This is a genomic window from Aliivibrio thorii, assembly GCF_057368585.1.
In genome coordinates this window covers 526184-548080 of record NZ_CM170654.1, presented here as the reverse complement: position 1 = coordinate 548080, position 21897 = coordinate 526184, and the positions used below count along the sequence as shown (strand labels likewise).

Below are 21897 nucleotides of genomic sequence, written 5' to 3'. Positions count from 1 at the left end.
GCGCTACTTACTCTCACTTTTTAGTACTGGCATGTTAAATACCACAGACTCTGCAATGCGCTTTGCCGTTAATGGTGGAATATCACCAACAACGCTAATTTCATAATCACCCTGAATATAGCTGTAGAGTGAACGTCTGCCTTGACGGATTGACTGCTCTTTATTACTTAACTTATCGGCCTCAGAAATATAGACAGAAAAATTAAATAAGCCATCAGAATACATATTACTCTCAACTGAACGTTGATTCATTGCTAAGCGATAGCGATTAAAATGAACATCTTTAAATCCATTAGGAAGCCAGTTTACCTCCCATGCAGACTTCTCTTCGGTCACAGCAGGAAGAGGCAGTACTTTAGGTAATTCAGCATCACCCAAACGTTGCTTCATATACTCTGCTATTTGCTCATTCACCGTATATGAAATAACGCGATACTGTTCAATAATATCCCCTTCACGACTCACTAAGTCAGTTCGTAATGGTAATTTACTGCGTTCATCAATCCAGACAATGTAGGAATAACGATTGCCATCTCGTGAAACAATACGAACAACCTGAGCCGGTGCCCCTGCTTCTCTCGCTCTACCCATTGAGACAAAATCATAATATTCCTTTAGTAAAGCAACGTCTTTATGTAACAAAGGAATAACTGGAGCAACAATCGCTTCAGACTTAATCGTAAAAGGTTTATTACCTTGCTCTAAATAGGTAATTTCATCATTCCTACGGATAACTTCCCTCATAGAACCACTCAAATAAACAAGATGAGAAAGGGTCATTTTGTCTGAATGAGAGTGACGATACATAAATGGTTCTATGCTATTTTGCTTAACTCTAATATAGGAAAGCTCATAGTTTAACTTGTGGCTTGCCTCTCCCATTTGATGCAACAAAGCCTCAGCAGAAGGTGCATCTTCGGCTGAGGCTAATATTGGGAGGAAGCTGACCAAGGCAATAAAGCTGATCAGGATACGTTTCATTATTCTGCCAATAGTGTATTTGTCTCTAATAGATTGCGATCAATCGAACCATCGTGAGCATTCAAACGAAGTTGCAATTCATAATCTTGCAGCATCGCATTGATGCGTTTGCGCTGTTCCATTACATCAGTTTCTGTTGATGTTTTCTTAACTAAAGAATCACGCGTTAAGCTCACTGGTTCAGCCGTTCCACTAAAGGGAATGGTATCTAGAACTTGTATATCACCACTAGTAGCAGGAATCACACCAGAGTCAGCACCGTTATATTGTTGAACACCAACAATAACAACTAAAGAAAAACAGGCAGCCATCGCTACTTGGCTAAATTGTGTCATCCAACTTGGTAATGTCTTCTTTGCTTCACTAGGTGTTGGTTGTGAAGGCATGAAATTCGTCACATTACCATTCATTTGATGAATGAATTCATCTTCAAGAGCAAGTGCGACATTTGCTGCAATATTCCATTCATTGCTAGCAGGTGCATCCCCTCTCATTACATCACCAATTAAATGGTAATTTTTCCAGGCTTCTGCATTTTCAGGTTGCGATAACGATTCAATGAACGCATTGTCCATCTCTTCATTATCAATAAACGCAGAAATTTGTTCTTTATCAGTCATTGTCTTCACCGTTTGACCGTTGGAAAATAATTAACGCTGCACTAGCGGTTGGATCTTTTTCTCAACAACTTCACGAGCTCGGAAGATACGAGAACGAACCGTACCAACCGGACACTCCATTACAGCAGCAATTTCTTCATAACTTAAACCTTCTAGTTCTCGTAACGTAATTGCTGTTTTTAAATCTTCAGGTAAACCATCAATTGTCGAAAATACAATTTGTCGTAATTCTTCCGTCAATGATAAGTTTTCTGGATTAGTGATCTCTTTTAATGCACTATCGCCGTCATAATATTCGGCTTCTTCAGCATCAACATCCGATGCTGGCGGTCTACGTCCTTGGGCGACAAGATAGTTCTTAGCTGTATTTACTGCTATACGATACAACCAAGTGTAAAATGCACTGTCCCCTCGAAAGGTTGGTAACGCACGATACGCTTTAATAAACGCCTCTTGCGCCACATCTGGCACATCACCACTATTTTTCACGTAACGAGCAACAAGGTTGCATACTTTATTTTGGTACTTAATCACCAAATGATTAAACGCTTGCTTATCACCACGCTGAACACGCTCAATTAAAACCTGATCTGTTAACTGCTCACTCATTGGAGCGGGTACTCCCATGTTATTCTTCTTAGATGCGCATTAAGTTTACATTACGCAATAGCTAATCACTTAAATTTAGCTATATCACAATTAACTTGAGCACTATGTATGAGTTTCTAATATCTAGAAAGTTCCTTTATTATTACATTTTTTTATCAATTTAATAGTTCCATGATTAACTTTAAGACTTCTATACGGTTTTTTATGGCCTATTTTCTATTTTTTATTCTTGATATTTAAGATTCCACCTCAAAATATGACGCAATCTCATAGATTCTGGTAAAATACTCGGATAATCACAGGATAATGATGAATATATGAACATAACCAATGAACACAGTTGTGACGTTTTAGTCATAGGTAGTGGTGCTGCTGGTCTTTCACTTGCACTTAGAGTCGCACCACATGGAAAGGTGATCGTTTTAAGTAAAGGGCCTCGTAATGAAGGCTCGACCTATTACGCTCAAGGGGGCATTGCTGCCGTATTTGATGAAAGCGATACGGTTGAATCTCATGTTGATGACACTCTTGTCGCTGGCGCACACATCTGCGATAAAGACGTAGTTACCTTCATTGCTGAAAATGCAAAGCATTGCGTTCAATGGTTAATCGATGGTGGTGTTCCTTTTGATCATGATGATGAAAAAGAAATCGACATCTCAGATCCTAAATTTCATTTAACTCGTGAAGGCGGCCATAGCCATCGTCGTATTCTGCATGCTGCAGATGCAACGGGTAAAGCGATGCAAACCTCGCTACAAGATAATGTTGTGAATCACCCTAATATCTCTATCTTTGAGCGCCATAATGCACTTGATTTAATCACTGAAGATAAAATTGGCGGTGATGCAGATAAAGTCGTTGGTGCCTATATTTGGAACCGTGATGCCGAACATGTTGAAACCGTTCGCGCTAAATTTGTTATTTTAGCCACAGGTGGGGCTTCTAAGGTTTACCAATATACCTCTAATCCTGACGTATCTTCAGGTGATGGCATAGCAATGGCATGGCGTGCAGGTTGTCGAGTTGCAAATTTAGAATTTAATCAGTTCCACCCGACTTGCTTATTCCATCCAGACGCTCGTAACTTCTTAATGACAGAAGCATTACGTGGTGAAGGCGCTTATTTACGTCGCCCTGACGGTACTCGCTTTATGCCTGATTTTGATGAGCGTGGTGAATTAGCTCCTCGTGATGTTGTAGCGCGCGCAATCGACTTTGAGATGAAACGTTTAGGCGCTGACTGCATGTATTTAGACATCAGCCACAAGCCAGTCGATTTTATTCATCACCATTTCCCTACTATTAATGAAAAACTGCTTTCATTTGGTATCGATATGACAAAAGAGCCTATCCCAATTGTTCCTGCAGCCCATTATACTTGTGGCGGTGTCATGGTTGATAAACAAGGCCAAACGGATATTGATGGCTTATTTGCGATTGGGGAAGTAAGTTACACAGGTCTTCACGGAGCCAACCGATTAGCATCAAATTCATTGTTAGAGTGCGTTGTTTATGCCTGGTCTGCTGCTGAATACATCATCAAAGACATGGAAAATCGAGAACTACCACCGTCATTACCAGCATGGGATGAAAGCCAAGTTGAATGCTCGGATGAAGAAGTGGTAATTCAGCATAACTGGCATGAATTACGCTTATTTATGTGGGATTACATGGGAATAGTTCGTACAGACAAGCGTCTAGAGCGAGCACTTCGCCGTATTCAACTACTGAAGCAAGAAACACACGATTATTATAGTAACTTCCGTGTATCTAATAACTTAATTGAATTACGTAATTTATTAGACGTCTCTGAATTGATGGTTCGTTGTGCGATGGAGCGTAAAGAAAGTTGTGGTCTTCATTACACTCTAGATTATCCAGAAGCTTTAGAAGAATCAGGCCCTACGATTTTAGTGCCAAAAGACTTTAAATAGAGTATTTGAATAAACAATATAAACACTAGCTATTGTTTAATTACCTTAAAAGCACCATTAATTGATGGTGCTTTTTTGTATCTATTGCATCGCTAAACAGATAAAAATAATGACCCGCATACGCATTTTTCGCGTAAATAACACTCAAACATCGACTTAACCAAAACACCCTAATAACAACCCAATCACGGTGGTCATCAGATTCTTTATCGGTAAATGTATATGTACCTTGCAACTCTAAAAGAGAATGATAAATAAGAGTAAGATGTTCGCAACTATAATAGAAAAGGTAAGGCAATAAAGGGAATGGAATAATATCTAACAATAACATCGCCCACCCAGCGCACAGATAACAACCATGCAAAGTAAGATAGGCGACATTAGAAAAGTTAAGGGTTACCTTAACGGAGTTTACTGAGGTTATGCTCAACAATCTTATCTATAATTGCAGCGTGAGCAAGGTTATCACTTCGGCCATGACCCATGATCCAAGTAAACAAATCAGGATCATCACATTCTAATAAAGAAACAAAACCTTGCTGTTCAGCTTCGGTAAGCTCTTCAAAACATTCATCAAAAAATGGCATTATTACCACATCTAATTCCAGCATCCCACGACGGCAAGCCCACTTGACTCGTGCTTTTTCTTCGACACTGTACATACTGTCCCCTAGATAAAAATAGAAATAACTGGCCTGAGTTTATCAGTCTCTCTCTATGACAACCATGATCTAAAGTCACAAGATGAAGAAGATGAGACATAAAACTACTTGTTTCTTTTTACTGACATTTAAAATGTAGGCATTTACTATAAAGGAAATAATCTAACCAAATAAGAATTTTATGATGAGCACTCTATTCCCAGCGTTATCAATAAAAAAAGACGACACACTTCCAAGCTTTGCGATTTCTGAACTGAATGATTGGGCGTTAATTACTATGGTTGGTAACGATAAAAAATCGTACTTACATGGTCAAGTAACCTGTGATGTGGTTGCTTTAGCTCAAAATGAAATTACTTTTGGTGGACATTGTGATGCAAAAGGCAAGTTATGGAGCATATTCCATCTTTTCCACCACAATGAAGGCTATGCTTTATTTCAACGCAGAAGCTCTGTAGAAACTGAACTTACTGAAATAAAAAAATACTCAGTATTCTCTAAAGTAGAGATCGCGATTAGTGATGAAATATTACTTGGTTTTACAGGAGAAGAAGCCCAGACCTGGATTAATAATAATACCGACTCACAAGAAAATGTACGTGCCTCTGCATTTGGTACTTTTGCAAAAATCGGAGCTTTGCAATGGTTACTTGTGACCACTATAACTCAAAAAGAAGAGCTACTTTCTTCTGTAACTGAAGCGACATTATGCGACGAAGAATTGTGGACTCTTTACCAGCTACAGCAAGCTTTCCCTCAACTTGATTCTTCATTAAGTAATGAACATATCCCTCAAGCACTGAACCTACAGGCTCTTGATGGTATTAGTTTTAAAAAAGGGTGTTATACAGGCCAAGAAACAGTAGCACGTGCAAAGTACCGTGGCATTAATAAGCGAGCAATGTATTTACTGTCAGGTCACTCAGAAAAAACACCAATAGCAGGAGACGCTATTGAGCGAAGTGTAGGAGATAATTGGCGTAAAGGTGGCGTTATCGTATCAGCTTTCCGTTTTGCTGAAGGTGATACGCTTGCGCTAGCTATCCTGCCAAATGATCTTGATGAGGACTCTCAATTTAAACTTCAAGAGTCAATCTGGGAAAAGCAGCCCCTTCCTTATTCACTTGATGACGAATAAAACCAATCAACAGTCTGTAGATAGTTAGTATTAATTGTGTCGAGAATAGGATCAATTTACATCATTACATTTTAAAGTTGATCTTAAACTCACAATTAAACGCAAAAAAAATGAATTGTTATTTATTTATTATGAATAAGTAGCAACTTGGTAGTTTGTTGGCTATCTTAATTATGTTCTTTTCTTACGAAAGAACGCATAAATTGTTTAACTCCAAACAATTTACTCCAATATACCTATATATATTGGAAATGCATCTGTGACTGTTTGCCCGAATTTATTTCGGGCTTTTTTTTATCTCAGCCTAAACTCACCATCAAAATACTATTTAATATCGAATAAAGATCAAAGTTAAGAATATAAAAACACCCAAAATAATACTTTCATCACTCTATCCTACTTTTGTAACACTACCGTCACCTTTTCTGTTTTATAATAGCTCTGAAAGTAATATCGATAATGCTAATTAAAATTCATTTATTAGCATAATAGGTATAAAGGAAATGCTTTTATAGTATTAATCACTAAAGGATAATGTGATGCGATTTTTTAAGCACTATGCCCCAGGTATGATTGCTAAGCATATTAGTCGACTGTTTAACGGAAAGATTCATATTCATGGTATTGGTGAGTTTAGATTTGAAGCGGGGAAACTAGTTGTCCCTTCTCAAGCCGAACGTGAACAATATAGAATGATAAAAGAGATTAACTTGGAAGTAGCTCGATTAAGACTTTCTTATTAGACTCATATGTAAAATCGATACAAATAAAAAAGGTAGCTTAGGCTACCTTTTTTATATCTTATGCTCTAAAAATTACTTTTTCGTTGCCATTTTAGGCAATCGACCAGATAAACCTAACGCTCTTTTTAAGCACTCATCTTTTACTGGAGTTACTTCATTAGCAAGAGACATTCCAATCCCTCTAACCAATTTTTTAATCGGATTGGAGCCTGAAAACAACGTTTTAAACCCTTGCATTGAAGCGATCATCTGTGCAGCTTCTGCTTTTCTCCAACGCTCAAAAGGCCTCAAGTTAGTCTTCAAACCAATATCTTTACCTTCTAGGTGTAACTCTATAATCGTTTCAGCTAACGCAGCTGCATCAGCTAATCCTAAATTTACCCCTTGTCCAGCTAATGGATGAATTGTATGAGCAGCATCACCGACTAATACAACACGCTCTTTTACAAAATCTTTTGCGTAACGCATTTTCAAAGGAAAAGCTTGGCGCTCCCCTTCAACCTCACACAAACCAAGTTGATTATCAAAGGCTGCGGTTAATTGCTTATTAAACTCTTCTTTTGGCATTGAAACTAAATCTTCGGCATGAAGAGGATCTAATGACCATACTATTGAACTTAAATCACTTTCACCTAAAGGAAGGAATGCTAATGGCCCTTCAGGTCTAAATATTTGACGTGCGGTTTTATTGTGCGGCTCAACAGTTCTAATATTTGCCACAAGCGCGCTATGTCCGTAATCCCAGTGAGTCAATGGAATATCAAGCTGTTGGCGTAACCATGAATTAGCTCCATCAGCACCAACCACTAACTTAGCGGTAATGGCCTTACCCGACTCTAAATTGATCCAAGCTTCACTTTCACCAAATAGAATTTTACTGCAACACTCTGGGGCAAGTAGAGTCACATTATCTTGCTTCTCTATTGTTTCAAGTAATGATAATTGAATAACGCGATTTTCAACAATATGCCCTAGATTACGCTGTGCAATTTGTTCTGCTTCAAAATCAATATGAGCGAAACTGTCTTGCTCCCACACTTTCATTGATGTATATGACGCAGCGCGACGAGAAGTAATGCTCTGCCACGCACCAACATTATCAAGAATATGCTCACTGGCTCGGCTAATTGCTGAAACACGAACATCAGGAAAATTATCTAACTGAGTCTCAGGCAATTTACTTTCGATTACCGCAACTCTTAATCCACTTTTTTCTAATGCCGCAGCCAGCGTCAAACCGACCATGCCACCACCAATAATTGCAACATCTACACTTTGCATCATAATTATCTATTCACTCTGCCCATTGCTCGTAATGTCAGGGGCTTTAAAAAAGAACGGAACGTATCAACAGCACGCAAACTTAGATTTCTTCCAATAATCATTGGAAATGAGTTATTTGCGAAAATAGAAACTAATCCTGCTGTCATTGTAATTGTCTGTATTTGATCTGGTTGGCGTCGTTTTTGATATTCAGAAAGTACGCGATATTCGCCAATATCACCGCCTGAACGATGCGCTTTAGTAAGGCATTCAGCTAAGGAAAATACATCTCGAATTCCCAAATTAAAGCCTTGTCCTGCAATTGGGTGCAATGTTTGTGCTGCATTACCAATGGCAGCAAAACGATGAGAGATGTATTGTTTCTGGCGATGTAACCATAATGGATAATGCGCTCGTTTACCTGTTTTAATAAACTGCCCTAAACGCCACCCAAAAGCACGCTGCAGGTGCTCTAAAAAAGCGTCATCATCATATGCGAGTATCTGTTGTGATTCTTCAGGGCTCACGCACCACACTAATGAACTTCGCCCCTGAGACATAGGAAGCAAAGCTAATGGCCCATGCTCAGTAAAGCGTTCAAATGCTTTACCTTGAGGGTGGATGTTTGTCGTTACATTCGCAATAATCGCAACTTGTTGAAAGTCATCATTCTCACTTTCAATATTCATTATGTTACAAGTCTTTGATTCTGCCCCATCAGCCGCCACAATGAGAGAAGTTGAAATGACTTCTCCCGTCGATAGCGTTAGTGTTGATAACGAGATATCACGTTTTATATCAATAACAGAAGCAGGGCAAAGCAGCTCTATATTATGAGAGTTCATTAGCTTTTGATGATAAAAACGACCAACATCAGCTAACTCAACCACATAACCTAGAGCATCAACATTCAGCTCTTTAGAGGTTAATTCGGTAAGCCCCATATGATGTCGATCTGACACATGAATATGATTAATGGGCGTCGAAAATGAGTCAATACCAGACCAAAGATCAATATCTTGTAATAATTGAGACGTCCCACTAGATAATGCAATACTTCTTGAATCATAGCCAGGGTGTTGATCCAACTTAGGCTCTACTGCCTCTATCACGGCAATAGATAATGTATCTTGATTCATTTTTTCTAGCGCCAACGCTAAAGTGGCACCTGACATGGCCCCACCCACGATCACTACATCATAATGTGTCATAGCGTTACCTATTATTAATGCACTGTTTTAGATGCTTCGCTGTATACTTTTTGGCCTAATTCAGCATGGATAGTAAGTACACAAATACGAGTATGTTCAACCACTTGTTCAAATAAATTTTCTTGTTCTTCAAGAGCATCTTCTTCATCAATCCCTAAACGAGCTATTTCCTCTAAATCTAATAATGCTTCTTTTAGTGATTCAGACGCTTTATCTAATTTTAATTCCACCAAACCCAATCCAGAAATAAAGTGATTAACCCATTCGCTTAATCCATCAGCTCGGTTCATTAACGTTTCAGTTTCATCAGGGATAAGCATATCCAAAGCAAAGTTATCTGTACTCAGTTCCTCAACGGTGCATTGGAAAATCGCGCTTCCCACTTGAAGGGCACTATCTGGCCATCCCATTCCATCATTTGTGTAATCAAAAATAAGGGGTTTCCACGTTTTATCGTCTAGTGGTAAACCACCGCTTATCATCCCCACAAGCAAACCATGTAACTCTGCTGGAGTTACTGCTAATCCACTGTCTTTTAAAGCTGACTCTACGGTCAGGAAGGTTGGCATTTTAATTACGCTCATGGAGTGGTCTCTGATTTTATGAATAGTGCCACCATGCTACCACTTTGCGCATTTTCAGAAAACTCACGATCTCTCGCAATTGGGTATCTTTTCATCAGATTGTTGTTTTATTAAGAATATAGTTAACCACCATCAACAAAGAGAGGGGAAATACTTGAATCTTATTCACGCATTTCTTATAGTTTCATCACTTATCACTGATGTATTTTTAAATCGGTGTATTCTTCTAGTTTAACGATGAGTAATGTATTGATGACAAGCCAAGCCGTGCAAGTCCAAATCTTAGGACGAGCCATCAAGGTTAACTGCCCTGCTGGTCAAGAAGCTGCGTTGAAAGAAGCAGCAAAAGATTTAGATAATAGAGTAAATGAATTATCTGAACGAACTAAGGTAACCAATACTGAGCAATTATTAACTATTACATCGTTAAATATCTGCTATGAACTACATATGGCGAAGAAAGAAGCAAGCCAACATTCATCTGATGTTTATGAGCGAATGGGGCAGCTTGCTAGCGCACTAGAAGCTGCAATTTCTACCGTAAAGCCTAGCCAAATAGAAGAAAATACGGCAGAATAGAGCTGTCGCTAAGGGCTAAGGATAGCAAAAGAATTAAATTTACCCTGGAGTGTTTGTAGGCGGATCTATGTCCCTGAGCCGATAAGCACAAATTAGGGTTAGTATTTATTTACTATTGAGCATGCTCGGCTTGTACTGAGAAGCCTACGGTAAATGTTACTGATCCGCCTTGAACCTAGGGTTCAAGGGCTACGACCACTACGGCACTTTGGGGTATTCCATGACATCTCGTCGACACATTCGACAATTGATTCGCCAGAATCGCAACGCTTTATCTCCTCAAGAACAAACTCAAGCCGCTGAAGACCTTGTCTTGCAATGCGCTAACGATCCTTATATTCAAAACGCAAAATCTATCGCTGTTTATCTATCTGTAGATGGTGAAATCGACACATCACTATTGATCAAATGGTTTTGGCAACAAGGTAAATCCGTTTCTTTGCCTGTTATTCACCCTTTTAGTAAAGGGCATCTACTTTTTCTTCAATACAATCCAAATACCCAACTGCTCCTAAATAAATACCAGATCCCTGAGCCAAAATTAGACAAAAATCAAGTCGTTCCCGTTAATGAACTTGATATCATCATTACGCCCCTTGTCGCTTTTGATCAAACAGGTAATCGATTAGGTATGGGAGGCGGTTATTACGATCGCACTCTAGTTAATTGGCATCATTCTCAAACAGGCCCAATGCCACTTGGTATTGCCCACACTTGTCAACAAGTTAAGTTATTACCCATCGAATCTTGGGATATACCACTACCTCGAATTATTACTCCGAATCAAACATGGTATTGGTAGAACCAAGTAACACGTAACTATAAATTACCAACCAAATTGAAACGTTAGTCATCTTTCTGCGGCATCAAAAAGAAAACGTTTGCATTAATCCTATTTTTTCTCGTTTATTAACTTATTTTTTCTGACGAAGAAAAATCGGTACGTTATAATCGAGCCGTTTTATTTGAACTCTATTATTTCTAGGAGAAGGTCATGACTCAAGACGAGATGAAAAAAGCAGCTGGTTGGGCAGCGTTAGAATACGTAAAACCGGGCAGTATTGTTGGTGTAGGTACAGGATCAACAGTAAATCATTTCATCGACGCACTTGCGACCATGAAGGGTAAGATCAAAGGCGCAGTATCAAGCTCTGTAGCATCAACTGAAAAACTAAAAGAATTGGGTATTGAAGTATTTGATTGTAATGATGTTGCTGGTCTGGATGTTTATGTCGATGGCGCAGATGAAATCAACGGTAAAAATGAAATGATTAAAGGCGGCGGCGCTGCACTTACTCGTGAAAAAGTCGTTGCAGCTATCTCTGAAAAATTCATTTGTATTGTTGATGATACAAAACAAGTGGAAGTATTAGGCCAATTCCCTCTTCCTGTTGAAGTTATTCCAATGGCTCGCTCTTACGTCGCTCGCGAGCTAGTTAAACTCGGTGGCGATCCTGAATACCGCCATGGTGTAACAACGGATAACGGTAACGTTATTTTAGATGTTCACAATATGAAAATTACTAACGCAAAAGAGCTTGAAGATAAAATCAATGCACTTCCTGGTGTAGTAACGGTTGGCTTATTTGCTCATCGTGGTGCAGATGCACTATTAGTCGGCTCTCCTGACGGTGTAAAAAAGTTCGTTTAATCCAATAAGCGCACTTCTTATCCCTTAAGTCTAAGGGATAAAATGTCATTTGATTACAAACGGTACTCATTAGTGCCGTTTTTTATTAACTATTCCGTAATTTTCTTACCCAAACTGGTTATTTTTTGATACTTTATAATCATCAATAAATAATCACTTCCCATCAATCACTATTGATTTTGTTTTTAAGGATAAGAACGCCATGGCAAAAGTATCTCTGGAAAAAGAAAAAATTAAAATTCTTCTTTTAGAAGGATTGCATCCATCTTGTGTTGAAGTCTTTCAAGCTGACGGCTACACCAACATTGAATACCATAAAGGCTCACTATCAGAAGAAGAGTTACTTGAAGCAGTAAAAGATGTTCACTTCATCGGCTTGCGTTCGCGTACTCAACTGACTCAAGAAGTGTTTGATGCTGCTAATAAATTAGTGGCTGTGGGCTGTTTCTGTATTGGCACTAACCAAGTTAACTTAACAGCAGCAGCAAAGCGCGGTATTCCTGTGTTTAATGCCCCTTTCTCGAACACCCGTAGTGTTGCTGAATTAGTTTTAGGGCAAATTCTATTATTACTTCGTGGTATTCCAGAAAAAAATGCCCAAGCTCACCGTGGTATCTGGAAAAAAAGTGCGGACGCTTCTTTTGAAGCAAGAGGCAAACGTTTGGGTATTATAGGTTATGGACATATCGGTACACAGTTAGGTATTTTAGCTGAAAACCTTGGTATGCGTGTTTACTACTACGATATCGAAAGCAAGCTTTCATTAGGCAATGCAACTCAAATTCAAACCATGAGTGAATTATTAAATAAGTGTGATGTTATCTCCCTTCATGTGCCAGAAACAGCGGGTACAAAAGATATGATGGGAGCTGATGAATTTGCTCGTATGAAGCCAGGTTCAATCTTCATCAACGCAGCTCGTGGTACTGTCGTTAAAATTCAAGATCTTTGTGATGCGCTTGAATCTGGTCATTTAGGTGGTGCTGCTGTAGATGTATTCCCTGTTGAACCAAAAACGAATGCAGACCCATTTGAATCTCCATTACAAAAATTTGATAACGTCATCCTGACACCTCATGTTGGTGGCTCAACGCAAGAAGCTCAAGAAAACATTGGGGTAGAAGTGGCTGGTAAATTAACTAAGTACTCAGATAACGGCTCAACCTTATCATCAGTTAATTTCCCTGAAGTATCTCTTCCACTACATACCGATACCTCTCGCCTATTACATATTCATGAAAACCGCCCTGGTATCTTAACTAAAATTAACACCATTTTTGCAGATGAAGGGATTAACATTGCAGCCCAGTACCTACAAACATCGGCAGAGATGGGTTATGTTGTCATTGATGTGGAAACGGCTCGTTCAGAAGAAGCACTTGTTCAGCTTAAAGCGATTGACGGTACAATTCGAGCGCGTATTCTCCACTAAGATTTATACGCTTTAATCCCACAGTCAAAATAAAAAATGGGTTACCTTTACGGGTAACCCATTTTTACATTCAATTTCTTTTAGAGGTTAATCTTTAAGACGATATACGACAGACACAGAATCAGTAATAACCATTTGGTTATCTTGGTAGCTTTCTGAGATATCTGACGCCGCCTCCATTCTCATACTTTTCATTAAAACAGGTTGGCTATAGTTATTATGATAAGAGACTTTCCAAACACCTTTTATTGCTGTACCAAAACCTTTCGCTAATGATGCTGCTTTATCGTTAGCATCTTTAATGGCCTCTAAACGTGCAGCCTCAATATATTCTTTTTCTTTACTTGTTTTTAATTCAATATGATTAATACGGTTAATTCCATCGCCTAACGCTTTATCTAGGTAGCCATTCAATTTATTTAAATCTAATACAGTTACGGTTATATTGCGTATCGCCTTGTAGCCTACAAGCTCTGGTTTTTGCCCTTTTGGATAACGATATTCAGGCGTTAAACGAATATTTCCACTGTTAATATTTTCACGCTTAACCCCTTGAATCTCTAAGCGAGCAAGAAAACCAGTAACAGCCTTATCTGCAGCTTGCTTCGCTTTTTCTGCTGTTGCTTTATTTTCAATAACGTCAACAGAAAACTGAGCCATATCAGGCACAACAAAAACTTCACCTTTCCCTGAAACTTCTATATGAGGAAAATCAGGTGATGATGCTAAAGCGACAGGAGAGAAACAGGCAGATAAACACAGTGCAGTTATAATTTTTTTCATTTTTATTTTCTCAAGATAACATTATATTGTTATGACCATAATTGACGTAAATGATTCCCTTTCTGGCCCCTATAACCTCAAAGAACCAGGTAAAAAAAATGCTACCCTAAGGCAGCATTTATTGTTTTGATTTAAATAAAACTTAATCGACTTTATTTAAGTGAACATCCATTTGTGGAAATGGGATCTCAATACCTTCGTTATCCAGACCTTCTTTAATCGCTTGAAGCGTATCAAAGTAAACGTCCCAATATTGGTCAGTTTTACACCAAGGGCGCACAACAAAGTTTACAGATGAATCCGCAAGAGCAACAACACCTACTGTCGGTGCTGGTGTTTTCAGTACTCGTTCGTCAGACTCAAGAACCTTAGTGATAACTTCTTTCGTTTTCTTAAGATCTGCACTATAAGAAACACCGATTACATGATCAACACGACGAGTCGCATGACGAGAGTAGTTTGTAATAGGGCTGCCAATAACACCACCGTTTGGTACTACTACCATTTTATTATCTGGTGTTGTTAAAACAGTTTGGAAGATTTGAATTGATTCAACAGAACCAGCAACACCACCAATCTCAACATAATCGCCAGATTTGAATGGACGGAATGCTACAATTAATACACCTGCCGCAAAGTTTGATAATGAACCTTGAAGAGCGAGACCAACAGCTAAACCAGCTGCACCAATAACAGCAACTACAGAAGCAGTTTGAACGCCGACTTTACCTAGCGCTGCAATTAATACGATAATAAATAGAAGGTAACGAACTAGTGTATGAACAAAGTTAACAACCGCTTTGTCCATTTTCTTTTTCTCAAGAGCTTTGCCAACACCGTTTGCAATTTTCTTAACGATAATATTACCGATAAAAAGAATTGCTAATGCTGAAATAATATTTACACCATAAGTAATAAATAACTCTGAATTATCTGTTAGCCAAGTTTCTAAATTTGCTACTCCAGTAGTAGCTAAATCAGTTACTGCGCCTTGATCTGCCATTTGATTTGTCCTTTATAGTTATTCTCAGTATAAATTGAGATGATTGCCATTATGTTGACGATTTATACCAATTCTAACACCGCCAGTGTCAGTTTGATCTAAAATCCTTTTTAAAATCTATTTATTTAATTAAATTCTCTCTGGTAAGAAAAGAAAAAGAATACTAATTACAATAACCTATCTCATACTATCAGATCAAACAATTATCGATACATTTTAATTACATTAAAAATACATTTTATCCATCAAGTACGGTTATTTCTTCTGTTCTTCTCTTTTGAAGATAAGCTCACTATCTGATGATTCAGTATCAACAAAATAGTATCCATCCACCGTAAAGCTTTTTAGCTCTTCTATTGTTGAAATTCTATTTTCAATAATAAAGCGAGCCATCAAACCTCTGGCTTTTTTGGCATAAAAACTAATAATTTTATACTGCCCATTTTTACAATCTTTAAAAATGGGCGTAATAATTTTAGCTGATAATTCTTTTGTTTTAACGGCTTTAAAATATTCATTAGATGCAAGATTAATCAATACATCCTCTCCTTGCTCAGTAATAACGTGATTCAATTTTTGTGTAATCGCACTCCCCCAAAACTGATACAAGTTTGTTCCACGCTTGTTCGCTAACTTTGTCCCCATTTCTAACCGATAAGGCTGCATTAAATCCAATGGTTTTAAAAGGCCATATAATCCAGAAAGGATGCGTAAGTGTGTTTGAGCATATTCGATATCGCTATTCGTTAAGCTATTTGCATCTAATCCGGTGTAAACATCACCTTTAAAAGCATAAAGAGCCTGACGTGCATTATCATGAGTAAACATCGTTGACCACTCTTCAAAACGAACCGCATTTAAACTTGCGATCTTATCGCTGACTTTCATTAATTTAGAGATATCAAGAGGTGTTAAGGTCTTACATACCTTAATTAACTCAGCAGAATCTGAAATAAAATCAGGTTGAGTAAACGTATCTATTGGCAATGGTGTTTCATAATCAAGAGTTTTCGCTGGAGAAACGACGATAAGCATGAGCAAGATATCCCTGTATATTTTTATATATAAAGATAGTAACGATTAAGATAAAAAAAAGCCACGCTAGGTTGCGTGGCTTTATCTATTTATTTAATGGGTAAAAGCAATGATCATTTTTGCTCTTTGACATTATCCCAAATACCTTCTTCAAGTTGAGAATGTAATTCTGGATAATCTTTACTATCGAATGTAGGGACCTTACCTTCACTTAGCTGTTTATTATAATCTTTTGCAAGCTTAATAACCGTACCTGATAATAAAGAGATAGCGATTAAATTAACTATCGCCATTAACCCCATAGATACGTCAGCAAGAGCCCATACCGTTGGTAGCGAAGATAGTGCTCCAAACATTACCATACCCAATACAACAATACGGAAAATACCAATCCCAGCCTTATGGTTATGCTCTAAGAATATAAGGTTTGTCTCTGCATAAGAATAATTTGCGATAATAGAAGTAAAAGCAAAAAAGAAAATAGCGACAGCAACAAAAATACCGCCCCAATCACCAACTTGGCTTGTTAACGCAAGTTGAGTTAATTCAATACCTGTCACCTCACCATGAGGTACATATTCACCAGACATCAAAATAATAGCCACAGTTGCAGAACAAATTACAATCGTATCCATAAAAACACCTAGCATTTGGACATAACCTTGTGATGCTGGGTGTGGTGGATATGGTGTAGCTGATGCTGCAGCATTGGGTGCTGAGCCCATACCTGCTTCGTTAGAAAACAAGCCACGCTTAATACCATTAATCATCGCTTGTGCAATTGCATAGCCTAAACCACCTGCAGCTGCCTCTTGAAGACCAAAAGCACTCTTAAAGATTAAAGTAATCACACCTGGTAACTTTTCAATATTCGTGATCATAATGAACATGGCAATTGCTAGGTAAGCTAATGCCATCACTGGCACTATAATCTCAGCAGTACGAGCAATGGTTCTAAAACCACCAAAAATAACAATTGCTGAAATAATAACAATCGCGATACCGACATAAAGAGGTTCCCAACCAAATGCCGTTTGCATTGCTCCAACAATAGAGTTGGCTTGAACTGCATTGAAAACTAAACCAAAAGCAATAATCAAAAAGACAGAGAACAATACACCCATCCAGCGCATTCCCAACCCCTTCTCCATATAATAGGCTGGACCTCCACGATAATTACCTTCATCATCTCTAGTTTTATATAATTGAGCTAACGTACTTTCTGCAAAAGACGTTGCCATGCCTAACATGGCAATCAACCACATCCAAAAGATAGCACCAGGACCACCAGCAGTTAACGCTACTGCGACACCAGCCATGTTACCTGTGCCAACACGAGCAGCAAGACTCGTACATAATGCTTGGAATGATGAAATACCCGATGGATCTGATTTTCTACTGTTCTTCAATACCGAAAACATATGACCAAAATGGCGGAATTGAATAAAACCTAATCGAATAGTGAAATAGATACCAATGGCAACCAGTAGATATACAAGTACTGAACCCCATAATAAGTCATTCAGTAAATTAATAAGACTTGTCACTTTTCCCTCTCCGTTACACTAATATTTCCTACACTTAGTTTTACTAAGTGTCCCTACTAATCTTGTATTCATTTTCTATTATTTATTCAGGAATGCTTGAGTTATCTTTTTTATTGCAACTCTATTCATTTATTTGCAGTAAATGTAAATATTTACTCACCTAGTAAGATTAGCGAGCTGAATGATGCTCAGTATTTACTAAAAAATCAATAGAAAACAGAGACTCCGCTAATGACATTTTGTCTACAAAACTAGAATCTCACCTCATAATAACAACAATAAAACAGCACAACGATAACATCCAAACCGTAATATAAGTGCAAAAATAAACTCGTCGTCCTCTTTGTTTATAAAAGTTCCATATCTCTGTCTCTATAAAAAACAGAGAGGTATAAGTTTAAATATACTAATTTTGTTTTGACCCTCTAATTTTTATTAATAAATAATGTGAATAGAATTCGTACCGCCAGATCTTATAAGAACCAATATCCTAGTTAACAAAAATTAAACATAAAAATATCTTAATCCTTTCTTATAAATCCACCAAAACCGCGGTAATTAATTCATTTAGGCTATATTTAAATCAGTTAAGTGATCACTATCTCATAAAACATTCACCAAAAAGAAACAAATGCGAAACAGTTCAAGGTCATAATCGTTACTCTGTGATACTTAATAACATGCTAAATAAATACTTTACTCTTTGTAATAACTAATTAATTTATAAAAAACGAGGTGCTTATGGATGGGTACACATTAAATGATTTATTAGCTACGAAAACATCGACAACGAAGAAGAAACAAACAAAGCGTTTATGGCGTGAAATAGAAGAACTTCAAGATCGTCGTCAACTATTACAGGAGTTAAAAGAGTTAGACCCTTTCTTTAAAGGAAGTATCGATTCCGCAATTTTTAAATAAAACTTATACCAATAACAGTAAATAAGTGCTCAGAAATAGCCCAGTAAAATGCTTGAGAACAAGGCGAAATTATCGAGTATTTTAACCAGCTAGGGTAATCAGTTATTTACTACGGTTGGTATTACATGCCGAAAGATATAAAAAAGGAGAGCAGTAGCTCTCCTTTTATTTACTTAAAAAACCATCTATCGAACTTTTTCTGCAAGCTCTAAGAAACGCTTATCAGCTTTACTTCCAAAAACTGGATCCTCTTCCTCGCTCCAATTTCGTTCTAACGTTTTCCAATCATCAAGCGTTAAATGCGCTTTTAAAAAAGGAAAGATTTCTTTTTCTTCAAGCTCCAAATGTTGCTCTATCCTATGAGTAAATGCTTTTAACTTAGACTTAAATACTTCTTTTGGAACAATGGAATCATTTAAAATCATCGTAATAGCTATAGAGAATTCTTCAGTTTCATTCGACAGCGTATCATGCTCTTTCAATAAATTTGTTAACCCTTGATGCTCACCATAACGGTTAATATAATATTGATAAATCATATCCTCTTTTGGATGATGAATTTTTTCAGCTACTGACGATAAATAATCTACACTCTCACGAATCACATTATAATTGATGTTTTTTTCACCATCCAGTCGAGCCAGTTTATTATCTAACAACTGAATAATACGATTAATATAGCCGTGCTCTTTATAAATACTTTCTATAAGCATTCTGCCCTCCCTTACCATTCCAGTAATTACCTTATTTACTATAAGTGTATATGACTGGAATAAGAGAACAGGATTAAGTTCAAATTTTATACAGTGATTCTATGTAACTGAATGCCAGTTGATCTCTGATAAGTTCTTTATTCTAAGTAATTCATTGGTTTGTGAAAAATGTTTGCAACCAAAGAAACCACGATGAGCAGAAAGAGGTGAAGGGTGCGGAGCTCTTAGAATAGAATGACGATACTCATCTATATTTGCCCCTTTCTTCTGAGCATGCGCTCCCCACAATAAGAAAATCACATCATCATTATGCTCATTAATATGTTGAATAATTGCGTCAGTAAAAAGCTCCCAACCTAATTTCGCATGAGAATGAGCTTTTCCTTCTTCAACAGTCAACACTGTATTTAGCAATAAGACCCCTTGCTTAGCCCAACTCTCTAAATTGCCATGGTCTGGAATAGTAAATCCCTCAATGTCTTGCGCTAATTCTTTATACATATTACGTAAAGAAGGTGGGATTTTAATACCAGGCAATACAGAGAAAGAAAGGCCATGAGCTTGCCCTGCACCATGGTATGGGTCTTGTCCGAGAATCACTACTTTTACATCATCAAAAGCAGTTAAATCAAATGCGGTAAAAACATCCTCTGATTTAGGAAAAATTATTTTCCCCGCCCCTCTTTCACTCTCAATTTGGGTCATCATCGATTGATAGTATACTTTCTCCTTTTCAGCCGATAACACCGGTTCCCAAGTCATTATCATTATTAGTTCTCGCTTAATTTTCTTAATTGAGCTATTTCATCTTTCCAGATTTCAGGATCAATGGTTTCTAAAACTAAAGGTATATTATTAAATCGCTTATCTTGCATAATATATTCAAAGCAATCCCAACCAATCGTACCTTCTCCTAGAGACTGATGACGATCAACTCGGCTACCTAGTTCAATTTTTGCGTCATTAATATGCATACCACGTAAATATTGAAAACCGACAATACGTTCGAATTCAGAGAAAGTATGTTCACACGCCTCTTTACTGCTTAAGTCATAACCTGCCGCAAAGGTGTGACAAGTATCAAGACAAATTCCTACTCGTGTTTTATCTTCAACCAGATCGATTATTTGAGCTAAATGTTCAAATTTCCATCCTAGGTTTGTACCTTGACCTGCCGTATTTTCAATAACAGCAATCACATCAGGAACAGCTTGATGAGCTAAATTAATTGACTCAGAAATCAAAGCTAAACACTCATCTTCTGAAATTTTCTTTAAATGGCTTCCTGGGTGGAAATTTAATAACGTTAAACCAAGCTGATTACAGCGCTCCATCTCATCAATAAATGCCGCTCGAGATTTTTCTAACTTATCTTCTTCTGGAGCACCTAAATTAATAAGATAAGAGTCATGTGGTAAAATTTGATCACTTGAAAAACCAAAGCGCTTACAGTTTGCTTTAAAATCAGAGATAACTTTTCTTGTTAGTGGCTTGGCTGCCCATTGACGTTGATTCTTAGTGAATAGTGCGAATGCATTTGCTCCTATTTGATAGGCTCTCTTCGGTGCTTGATCAACCCCGCCGGCCGCAGATACGTGAGCTCCAATATATTTCATCTCTGTACTTTCCTTTCAAAATTAACGTCGTCACTATTATTACGGTAAACACTTTATTTGTCAGTATTTCTATCATTTTACTAAAATTGAACCTTTATTTTGGCACCAACATAAAAAACCATTTTGTAGTAATATTACAACAAAACAAAGATATAACAACAAAGTGGTAGGCTGCATTTTTCGTGCTACAGACTAGCTATATGGTGCTTTATTGATTTAGAGCAAGGTTTATAAGATGAATTAATTATCACTTTTTGTAGTTTTTTGACCTATATCAATATACAAAGTAAGGGTATCATGTATATAATGTGACCCATAAGATATTTACAAAATAACCACAAAGTGGACTAGGAGAAAGTAAAATGATCACAGGTATCCAAATTACTAAAGCTGCAAATGACGATCTTCTTAACTCAATCTGGCTACTAGATAGTGAGAAAAATGAAGCGCGTTGTGTTGTTGCAACTTCAGGCTTTGAAGCTGATCAAGTAATTGCAGCAAACGAGCTGGGCGAGTATGAAAGCCGTGACGTTGCAATTGAAAAAGCACCAAAAATTGAAGGTGGACAACACCTAAATGTTAACGTTTTACAACGTGACACATTAGAAGACGCTGTTAAGCACCCAGAGAACTACCCACAACTGACTATCCGTGTTTCTGGTTATGCTGTGCGTTTCAACTCTCTAACTACTGAACAACAAAAAGACGTTATCGCACGTACATTCACTGAAACTCTATAGTTTTAGAGTTAATTGAATTCAATAAAAACGGCACTCATTGCTCATGAGTGCCGTTTTTTATATTTGTAGCTATATGAATCTAAATAAAAGCCCCTGACTTTAAGATTAAGTCAGGGGCTTTTTTATCTC

24 protein-coding genes and 1 other RNA gene are annotated in these 21897 nt (G+C 37.5%); 10 read left to right on the top strand and 15 right to left on the bottom strand.

Annotation, left to right across the window (positions count from 1 at the left end; translation table 11 throughout):
* Positions 1-3 precede the first annotated feature (3 nt).
* Genes rseB through rpoE form a run of 3 tightly spaced genes read right to left on the bottom strand, consistent with a single transcriptional unit; the run spans position 4 to position 2210 of the window.
* Positions 4-981 carry a sigma-E factor regulatory protein RseB gene (rseB, locus tag AC2IP4_RS02405; protein ID WP_375321154.1) on the bottom strand — a complete coding sequence of 326 codons (978 nt, stop codon included), beginning with the start codon at positions 979-981 and terminating at the stop codon, positions 4-6.
* Positions 981-1601 (bottom strand): RseA family anti-sigma factor, encoded by a 621-nt coding sequence (locus AC2IP4_RS02400; RefSeq protein ID WP_375321155.1) that lies wholly within the window; start codon positions 1599-1601, stop codon positions 981-983. Before AC2IP4_RS02400 ends, rseB begins: the two co-directional genes overlap by 1 nt.
* Before the next feature lie 30 nt (positions 1602-1631).
* The gene (gene rpoE, locus AC2IP4_RS02395) at positions 1632-2210 is read right to left on the bottom strand and encodes an RNA polymerase sigma factor RpoE (protein ID WP_061003248.1); all 579 of its coding nucleotides are present in this window, start codon (positions 2208-2210) and stop codon (positions 1632-1634) included.
* A 317-nt stretch (positions 2211-2527) separates the two neighbouring features.
* On the opposite strand from rpoE, the gene nadB reads away from it, so the two are divergent.
* Positions 2528-4147: an L-aspartate oxidase gene (gene nadB, locus AC2IP4_RS02390; RefSeq protein ID WP_375321156.1), complete on the top strand. Its 1620-nt coding sequence runs from the start codon at positions 2528-2530 to the stop codon at positions 4145-4147.
* Positions 4148-4187: 40 nt separating this feature from the next.
* Here nadB and AC2IP4_RS02385 read toward each other — a convergent pair whose 3' ends face one another.
* Positions 4188-4478, bottom strand: coding sequence for a hypothetical protein (locus AC2IP4_RS02385; RefSeq protein ID WP_181044593.1), 291 nt, complete (start codon positions 4476-4478; stop codon positions 4188-4190).
* A 70-nt stretch (positions 4479-4548) separates the two neighbouring features.
* Complete coding sequence (locus tag AC2IP4_RS02380; RefSeq protein WP_060991771.1) at positions 4549-4809, bottom strand: FAD assembly factor SdhE; 261 nt, start codon at positions 4807-4809, stop codon at positions 4549-4551.
* A 181-nt stretch (positions 4810-4990) separates the two neighbouring features.
* Between AC2IP4_RS02380 and ygfZ the strand changes: the two genes are divergently transcribed.
* Together ygfZ and AC2IP4_RS02370 are read left to right on the top strand one after the other, a co-directional pair.
* Positions 4991-5947 (top strand): tRNA-modifying protein YgfZ, encoded by a 957-nt coding sequence (gene ygfZ / locus AC2IP4_RS02375; RefSeq protein WP_375321157.1) that lies wholly within the window; start codon positions 4991-4993, stop codon positions 5945-5947.
* Between the two features lie 539 nt (positions 5948-6486).
* Positions 6487-6690: a DUF1107 domain-containing protein gene (locus AC2IP4_RS02370; RefSeq protein WP_375321158.1), complete on the top strand. Its 204-nt coding sequence runs from the start codon at positions 6487-6489 to the stop codon at positions 6688-6690.
* A gap of 72 nt (positions 6691-6762) precedes the next feature.
* Here the strand turns inward: AC2IP4_RS02370 and AC2IP4_RS02365 are convergent, their stop codons facing one another.
* The 3 genes from AC2IP4_RS02365 to AC2IP4_RS02355 are packed head-to-tail and all read right to left on the bottom strand — an operon-like array spanning position 6763 to position 9748.
* Positions 6763-7974 carry an FAD-dependent 2-octaprenylphenol hydroxylase gene (locus AC2IP4_RS02365; RefSeq protein ID WP_375321159.1) on the bottom strand — a complete coding sequence of 404 codons (1212 nt, stop codon included), beginning with the start codon at positions 7972-7974 and terminating at the stop codon, positions 6763-6765.
* A gap of 2 nt (positions 7975-7976) precedes the next feature.
* Positions 7977-9164: a 2-octaprenyl-6-methoxyphenyl hydroxylase gene (gene ubiH / locus AC2IP4_RS02360; protein ID WP_375321160.1), complete on the bottom strand. Its 1188-nt coding sequence runs from the start codon at positions 9162-9164 to the stop codon at positions 7977-7979.
* Between the two features lie 14 nt (positions 9165-9178).
* Complete coding sequence (locus AC2IP4_RS02355; protein ID WP_486310523.1) at positions 9179-9748, bottom strand: YecA/YgfB family protein; 570 nt, start codon at positions 9746-9748, stop codon at positions 9179-9181.
* Between the two features lie 252 nt (positions 9749-10000).
* On the opposite strand from AC2IP4_RS02355, the gene zapA reads away from it, so the two are divergent.
* The 5 genes from zapA to serA all read left to right on the top strand — a co-directional run bounded on the left by zapA (position 10001) and on the right by serA (position 13410).
* Complete coding sequence (zapA, locus tag AC2IP4_RS02350; protein WP_375322820.1) at positions 10001-10327, top strand: cell division protein ZapA; 327 nt, start codon at positions 10001-10003, stop codon at positions 10325-10327.
* A 38-nt stretch (positions 10328-10365) separates the two neighbouring features.
* A non-coding RNA gene (gene ssrS, locus AC2IP4_RS02345) (6S RNA) lies at positions 10366-10546 on the top strand.
* 1 nt (position 10547) lies between these two features.
* Entirely contained in the window at positions 10548-11129 is a 582-nt protein-coding gene (locus AC2IP4_RS02340) for a 5-formyltetrahydrofolate cyclo-ligase (protein WP_375321162.1), read from the top strand.
* A 192-nt stretch (positions 11130-11321) separates the two neighbouring features.
* Complete coding sequence (gene rpiA, locus AC2IP4_RS02335; protein WP_375321163.1) at positions 11322-11978, top strand: ribose-5-phosphate isomerase RpiA; 657 nt, start codon at positions 11322-11324, stop codon at positions 11976-11978.
* Between the two features lie 202 nt (positions 11979-12180).
* Entirely contained in the window at positions 12181-13410 is a 1230-nt protein-coding gene (gene serA / locus AC2IP4_RS02330) for a phosphoglycerate dehydrogenase (RefSeq protein ID WP_375321164.1), read from the top strand.
* Between the two features lie 87 nt (positions 13411-13497).
* On the opposite strand, the gene AC2IP4_RS02325 is transcribed toward serA, so the two are convergent.
* The 4 genes from AC2IP4_RS02325 to AC2IP4_RS02310 form a co-directional block, all read right to left on the bottom strand.
* Complete coding sequence (locus tag AC2IP4_RS02325; RefSeq protein ID WP_375321165.1) at positions 13498-14193, bottom strand: oxidative stress defense protein; 696 nt, start codon at positions 14191-14193, stop codon at positions 13498-13500.
* Between the two features lie 142 nt (positions 14194-14335).
* The gene (gene mscS / locus AC2IP4_RS02320; RefSeq protein ID WP_486306731.1) at positions 14336-15196 is read right to left on the bottom strand and encodes a small-conductance mechanosensitive channel MscS; all 861 of its coding nucleotides are present in this window, start codon (positions 15194-15196) and stop codon (positions 14336-14338) included.
* Between the two features lie 255 nt (positions 15197-15451).
* Complete coding sequence (gene yaaA, locus AC2IP4_RS02315; RefSeq protein ID WP_486306732.1) at positions 15452-16231, bottom strand: peroxide stress protein YaaA; 780 nt, start codon at positions 16229-16231, stop codon at positions 15452-15454.
* A 113-nt stretch (positions 16232-16344) separates the two neighbouring features.
* A complete protein-coding gene (locus AC2IP4_RS02310; RefSeq protein ID WP_375321168.1) occupies positions 16345-17778 on the bottom strand; it encodes an alanine/glycine:cation symporter family protein in 1434 nt (477 codons plus the stop codon).
* Between the two features lie 741 nt (positions 17779-18519).
* Here AC2IP4_RS02310 and AC2IP4_RS02305 point away from each other — a divergent pair.
* On the top strand, positions 18520-18699 hold the full coding sequence (locus tag AC2IP4_RS02305) for a DUF3545 family protein (RefSeq protein WP_060991785.1): 180 nt from the start codon (positions 18520-18522) through the stop codon (positions 18697-18699).
* Between the two features lie 185 nt (positions 18700-18884).
* Here AC2IP4_RS02305 and AC2IP4_RS02300 read toward each other — a convergent pair whose 3' ends face one another.
* The 3 genes from AC2IP4_RS02300 to nfo all read right to left on the bottom strand — a co-directional run bounded on the left by AC2IP4_RS02300 (position 18885) and on the right by nfo (position 21028).
* On the bottom strand, positions 18885-19412 hold the full coding sequence (locus AC2IP4_RS02300; protein WP_105055426.1) for a hemerythrin domain-containing protein: 528 nt from the start codon (positions 19410-19412) through the stop codon (positions 18885-18887).
* Between the two features lie 99 nt (positions 19413-19511).
* Positions 19512-20180: a uracil-DNA glycosylase gene (gene ung, locus AC2IP4_RS02295; RefSeq protein WP_375321169.1), complete on the bottom strand. Its 669-nt coding sequence runs from the start codon at positions 20178-20180 to the stop codon at positions 19512-19514.
* A gap of 2 nt (positions 20181-20182) precedes the next feature.
* Positions 20183-21028 (bottom strand): deoxyribonuclease IV, encoded by an 846-nt coding sequence (nfo, locus tag AC2IP4_RS02290; RefSeq protein ID WP_375321170.1) that lies wholly within the window; start codon positions 21026-21028, stop codon positions 20183-20185.
* 362 nt (positions 21029-21390) lie between these two features.
* Here nfo and grcA point away from each other — a divergent pair, with 362 nt between their 5' ends.
* Positions 21391-21768 (top strand): autonomous glycyl radical cofactor GrcA, encoded by a 378-nt coding sequence (gene grcA, locus AC2IP4_RS02285; RefSeq protein WP_060991789.1) that lies wholly within the window; start codon positions 21391-21393, stop codon positions 21766-21768.
* The last annotated feature ends 129 nt before the right edge of the window (positions 21769-21897 follow it).

Excerpts from the sequence above, each read along its gene's own strand:
- rseB (WP_375321154.1), bottom strand. The coding sequence starts at position 981 with ATGAAACGTATCCTGATCAGCTTTATTGCCTTGGTCAGCTTCCTCCCA.
- AC2IP4_RS02400 (WP_375321155.1), bottom strand. The coding sequence starts at position 1,601 with ATGACTGATAAAGAACAAATTTCTGCGTTTATTGATAATGAAGAGATG.
- rpoE (WP_061003248.1), bottom strand. The coding sequence starts at position 2,210 with ATGAGTGAGCAGTTAACAGATCAGGTTTTAATTGAGCGTGTTCAGCGT.
- nadB (WP_375321156.1), top strand. The coding sequence starts at position 2,528 with ATGAACATAACCAATGAACACAGTTGTGACGTTTTAGTCATAGGTAGT.
- AC2IP4_RS02385 (WP_181044593.1), bottom strand. The coding sequence starts at position 4,478 with ATGTTATTGTTAGATATTATTCCATTCCCTTTATTGCCTTACCTTTTC.
- AC2IP4_RS02380 (WP_060991771.1), bottom strand. The coding sequence starts at position 4,809 with ATGTACAGTGTCGAAGAAAAAGCACGAGTCAAGTGGGCTTGCCGTCGT.
- ygfZ (WP_375321157.1), top strand. The coding sequence starts at position 4,991 with ATGATGAGCACTCTATTCCCAGCGTTATCAATAAAAAAAGACGACACA.
- AC2IP4_RS02370 (WP_375321158.1), top strand. The coding sequence starts at position 6,487 with ATGCGATTTTTTAAGCACTATGCCCCAGGTATGATTGCTAAGCATATT.
- AC2IP4_RS02365 (WP_375321159.1), bottom strand. The coding sequence starts at position 7,974 with ATGATGCAAAGTGTAGATGTTGCAATTATTGGTGGTGGCATGGTCGGT.
- ubiH (WP_375321160.1), bottom strand. The coding sequence starts at position 9,164 with ATGACACATTATGATGTAGTGATCGTGGGTGGGGCCATGTCAGGTGCC.
- AC2IP4_RS02355 (WP_486310523.1), bottom strand. The coding sequence starts at position 9,748 with ATGAGCGTAATTAAAATGCCAACCTTCCTGACCGTAGAGTCAGCTTTA.
- zapA (WP_375322820.1), top strand. The coding sequence starts at position 10,001 with ATGACAAGCCAAGCCGTGCAAGTCCAAATCTTAGGACGAGCCATCAAG.
- AC2IP4_RS02340 (WP_375321162.1), top strand. The coding sequence starts at position 10,548 with ATGACATCTCGTCGACACATTCGACAATTGATTCGCCAGAATCGCAAC.
- rpiA (WP_375321163.1), top strand. The coding sequence starts at position 11,322 with ATGACTCAAGACGAGATGAAAAAAGCAGCTGGTTGGGCAGCGTTAGAA.
- serA (WP_375321164.1), top strand. The coding sequence starts at position 12,181 with ATGGCAAAAGTATCTCTGGAAAAAGAAAAAATTAAAATTCTTCTTTTA.
- AC2IP4_RS02325 (WP_375321165.1), bottom strand. The coding sequence starts at position 14,193 with ATGAAAAAAATTATAACTGCACTGTGTTTATCTGCCTGTTTCTCTCCT.
- mscS (WP_486306731.1), bottom strand. The coding sequence starts at position 15,196 with ATGGCAGATCAAGGCGCAGTAACTGATTTAGCTACTACTGGAGTAGCA.
- yaaA (WP_486306732.1), bottom strand. The coding sequence starts at position 16,231 with ATGCTTATCGTCGTTTCTCCAGCGAAAACTCTTGATTATGAAACACCA.
- AC2IP4_RS02305 (WP_060991785.1), top strand. The coding sequence starts at position 18,520 with ATGGATGGGTACACATTAAATGATTTATTAGCTACGAAAACATCGACA.
- AC2IP4_RS02300 (WP_105055426.1), bottom strand. The coding sequence starts at position 19,412 with ATGCTTATAGAAAGTATTTATAAAGAGCACGGCTATATTAATCGTATT.
- ung (WP_375321169.1), bottom strand. The coding sequence starts at position 20,180 with ATGATAATGACTTGGGAACCGGTGTTATCGGCTGAAAAGGAGAAAGTA.
- nfo (WP_375321170.1), bottom strand. The coding sequence starts at position 21,028 with ATGAAATATATTGGAGCTCACGTATCTGCGGCCGGCGGGGTTGATCAA.
- grcA (WP_060991789.1), top strand. The coding sequence starts at position 21,391 with ATGATCACAGGTATCCAAATTACTAAAGCTGCAAATGACGATCTTCTT.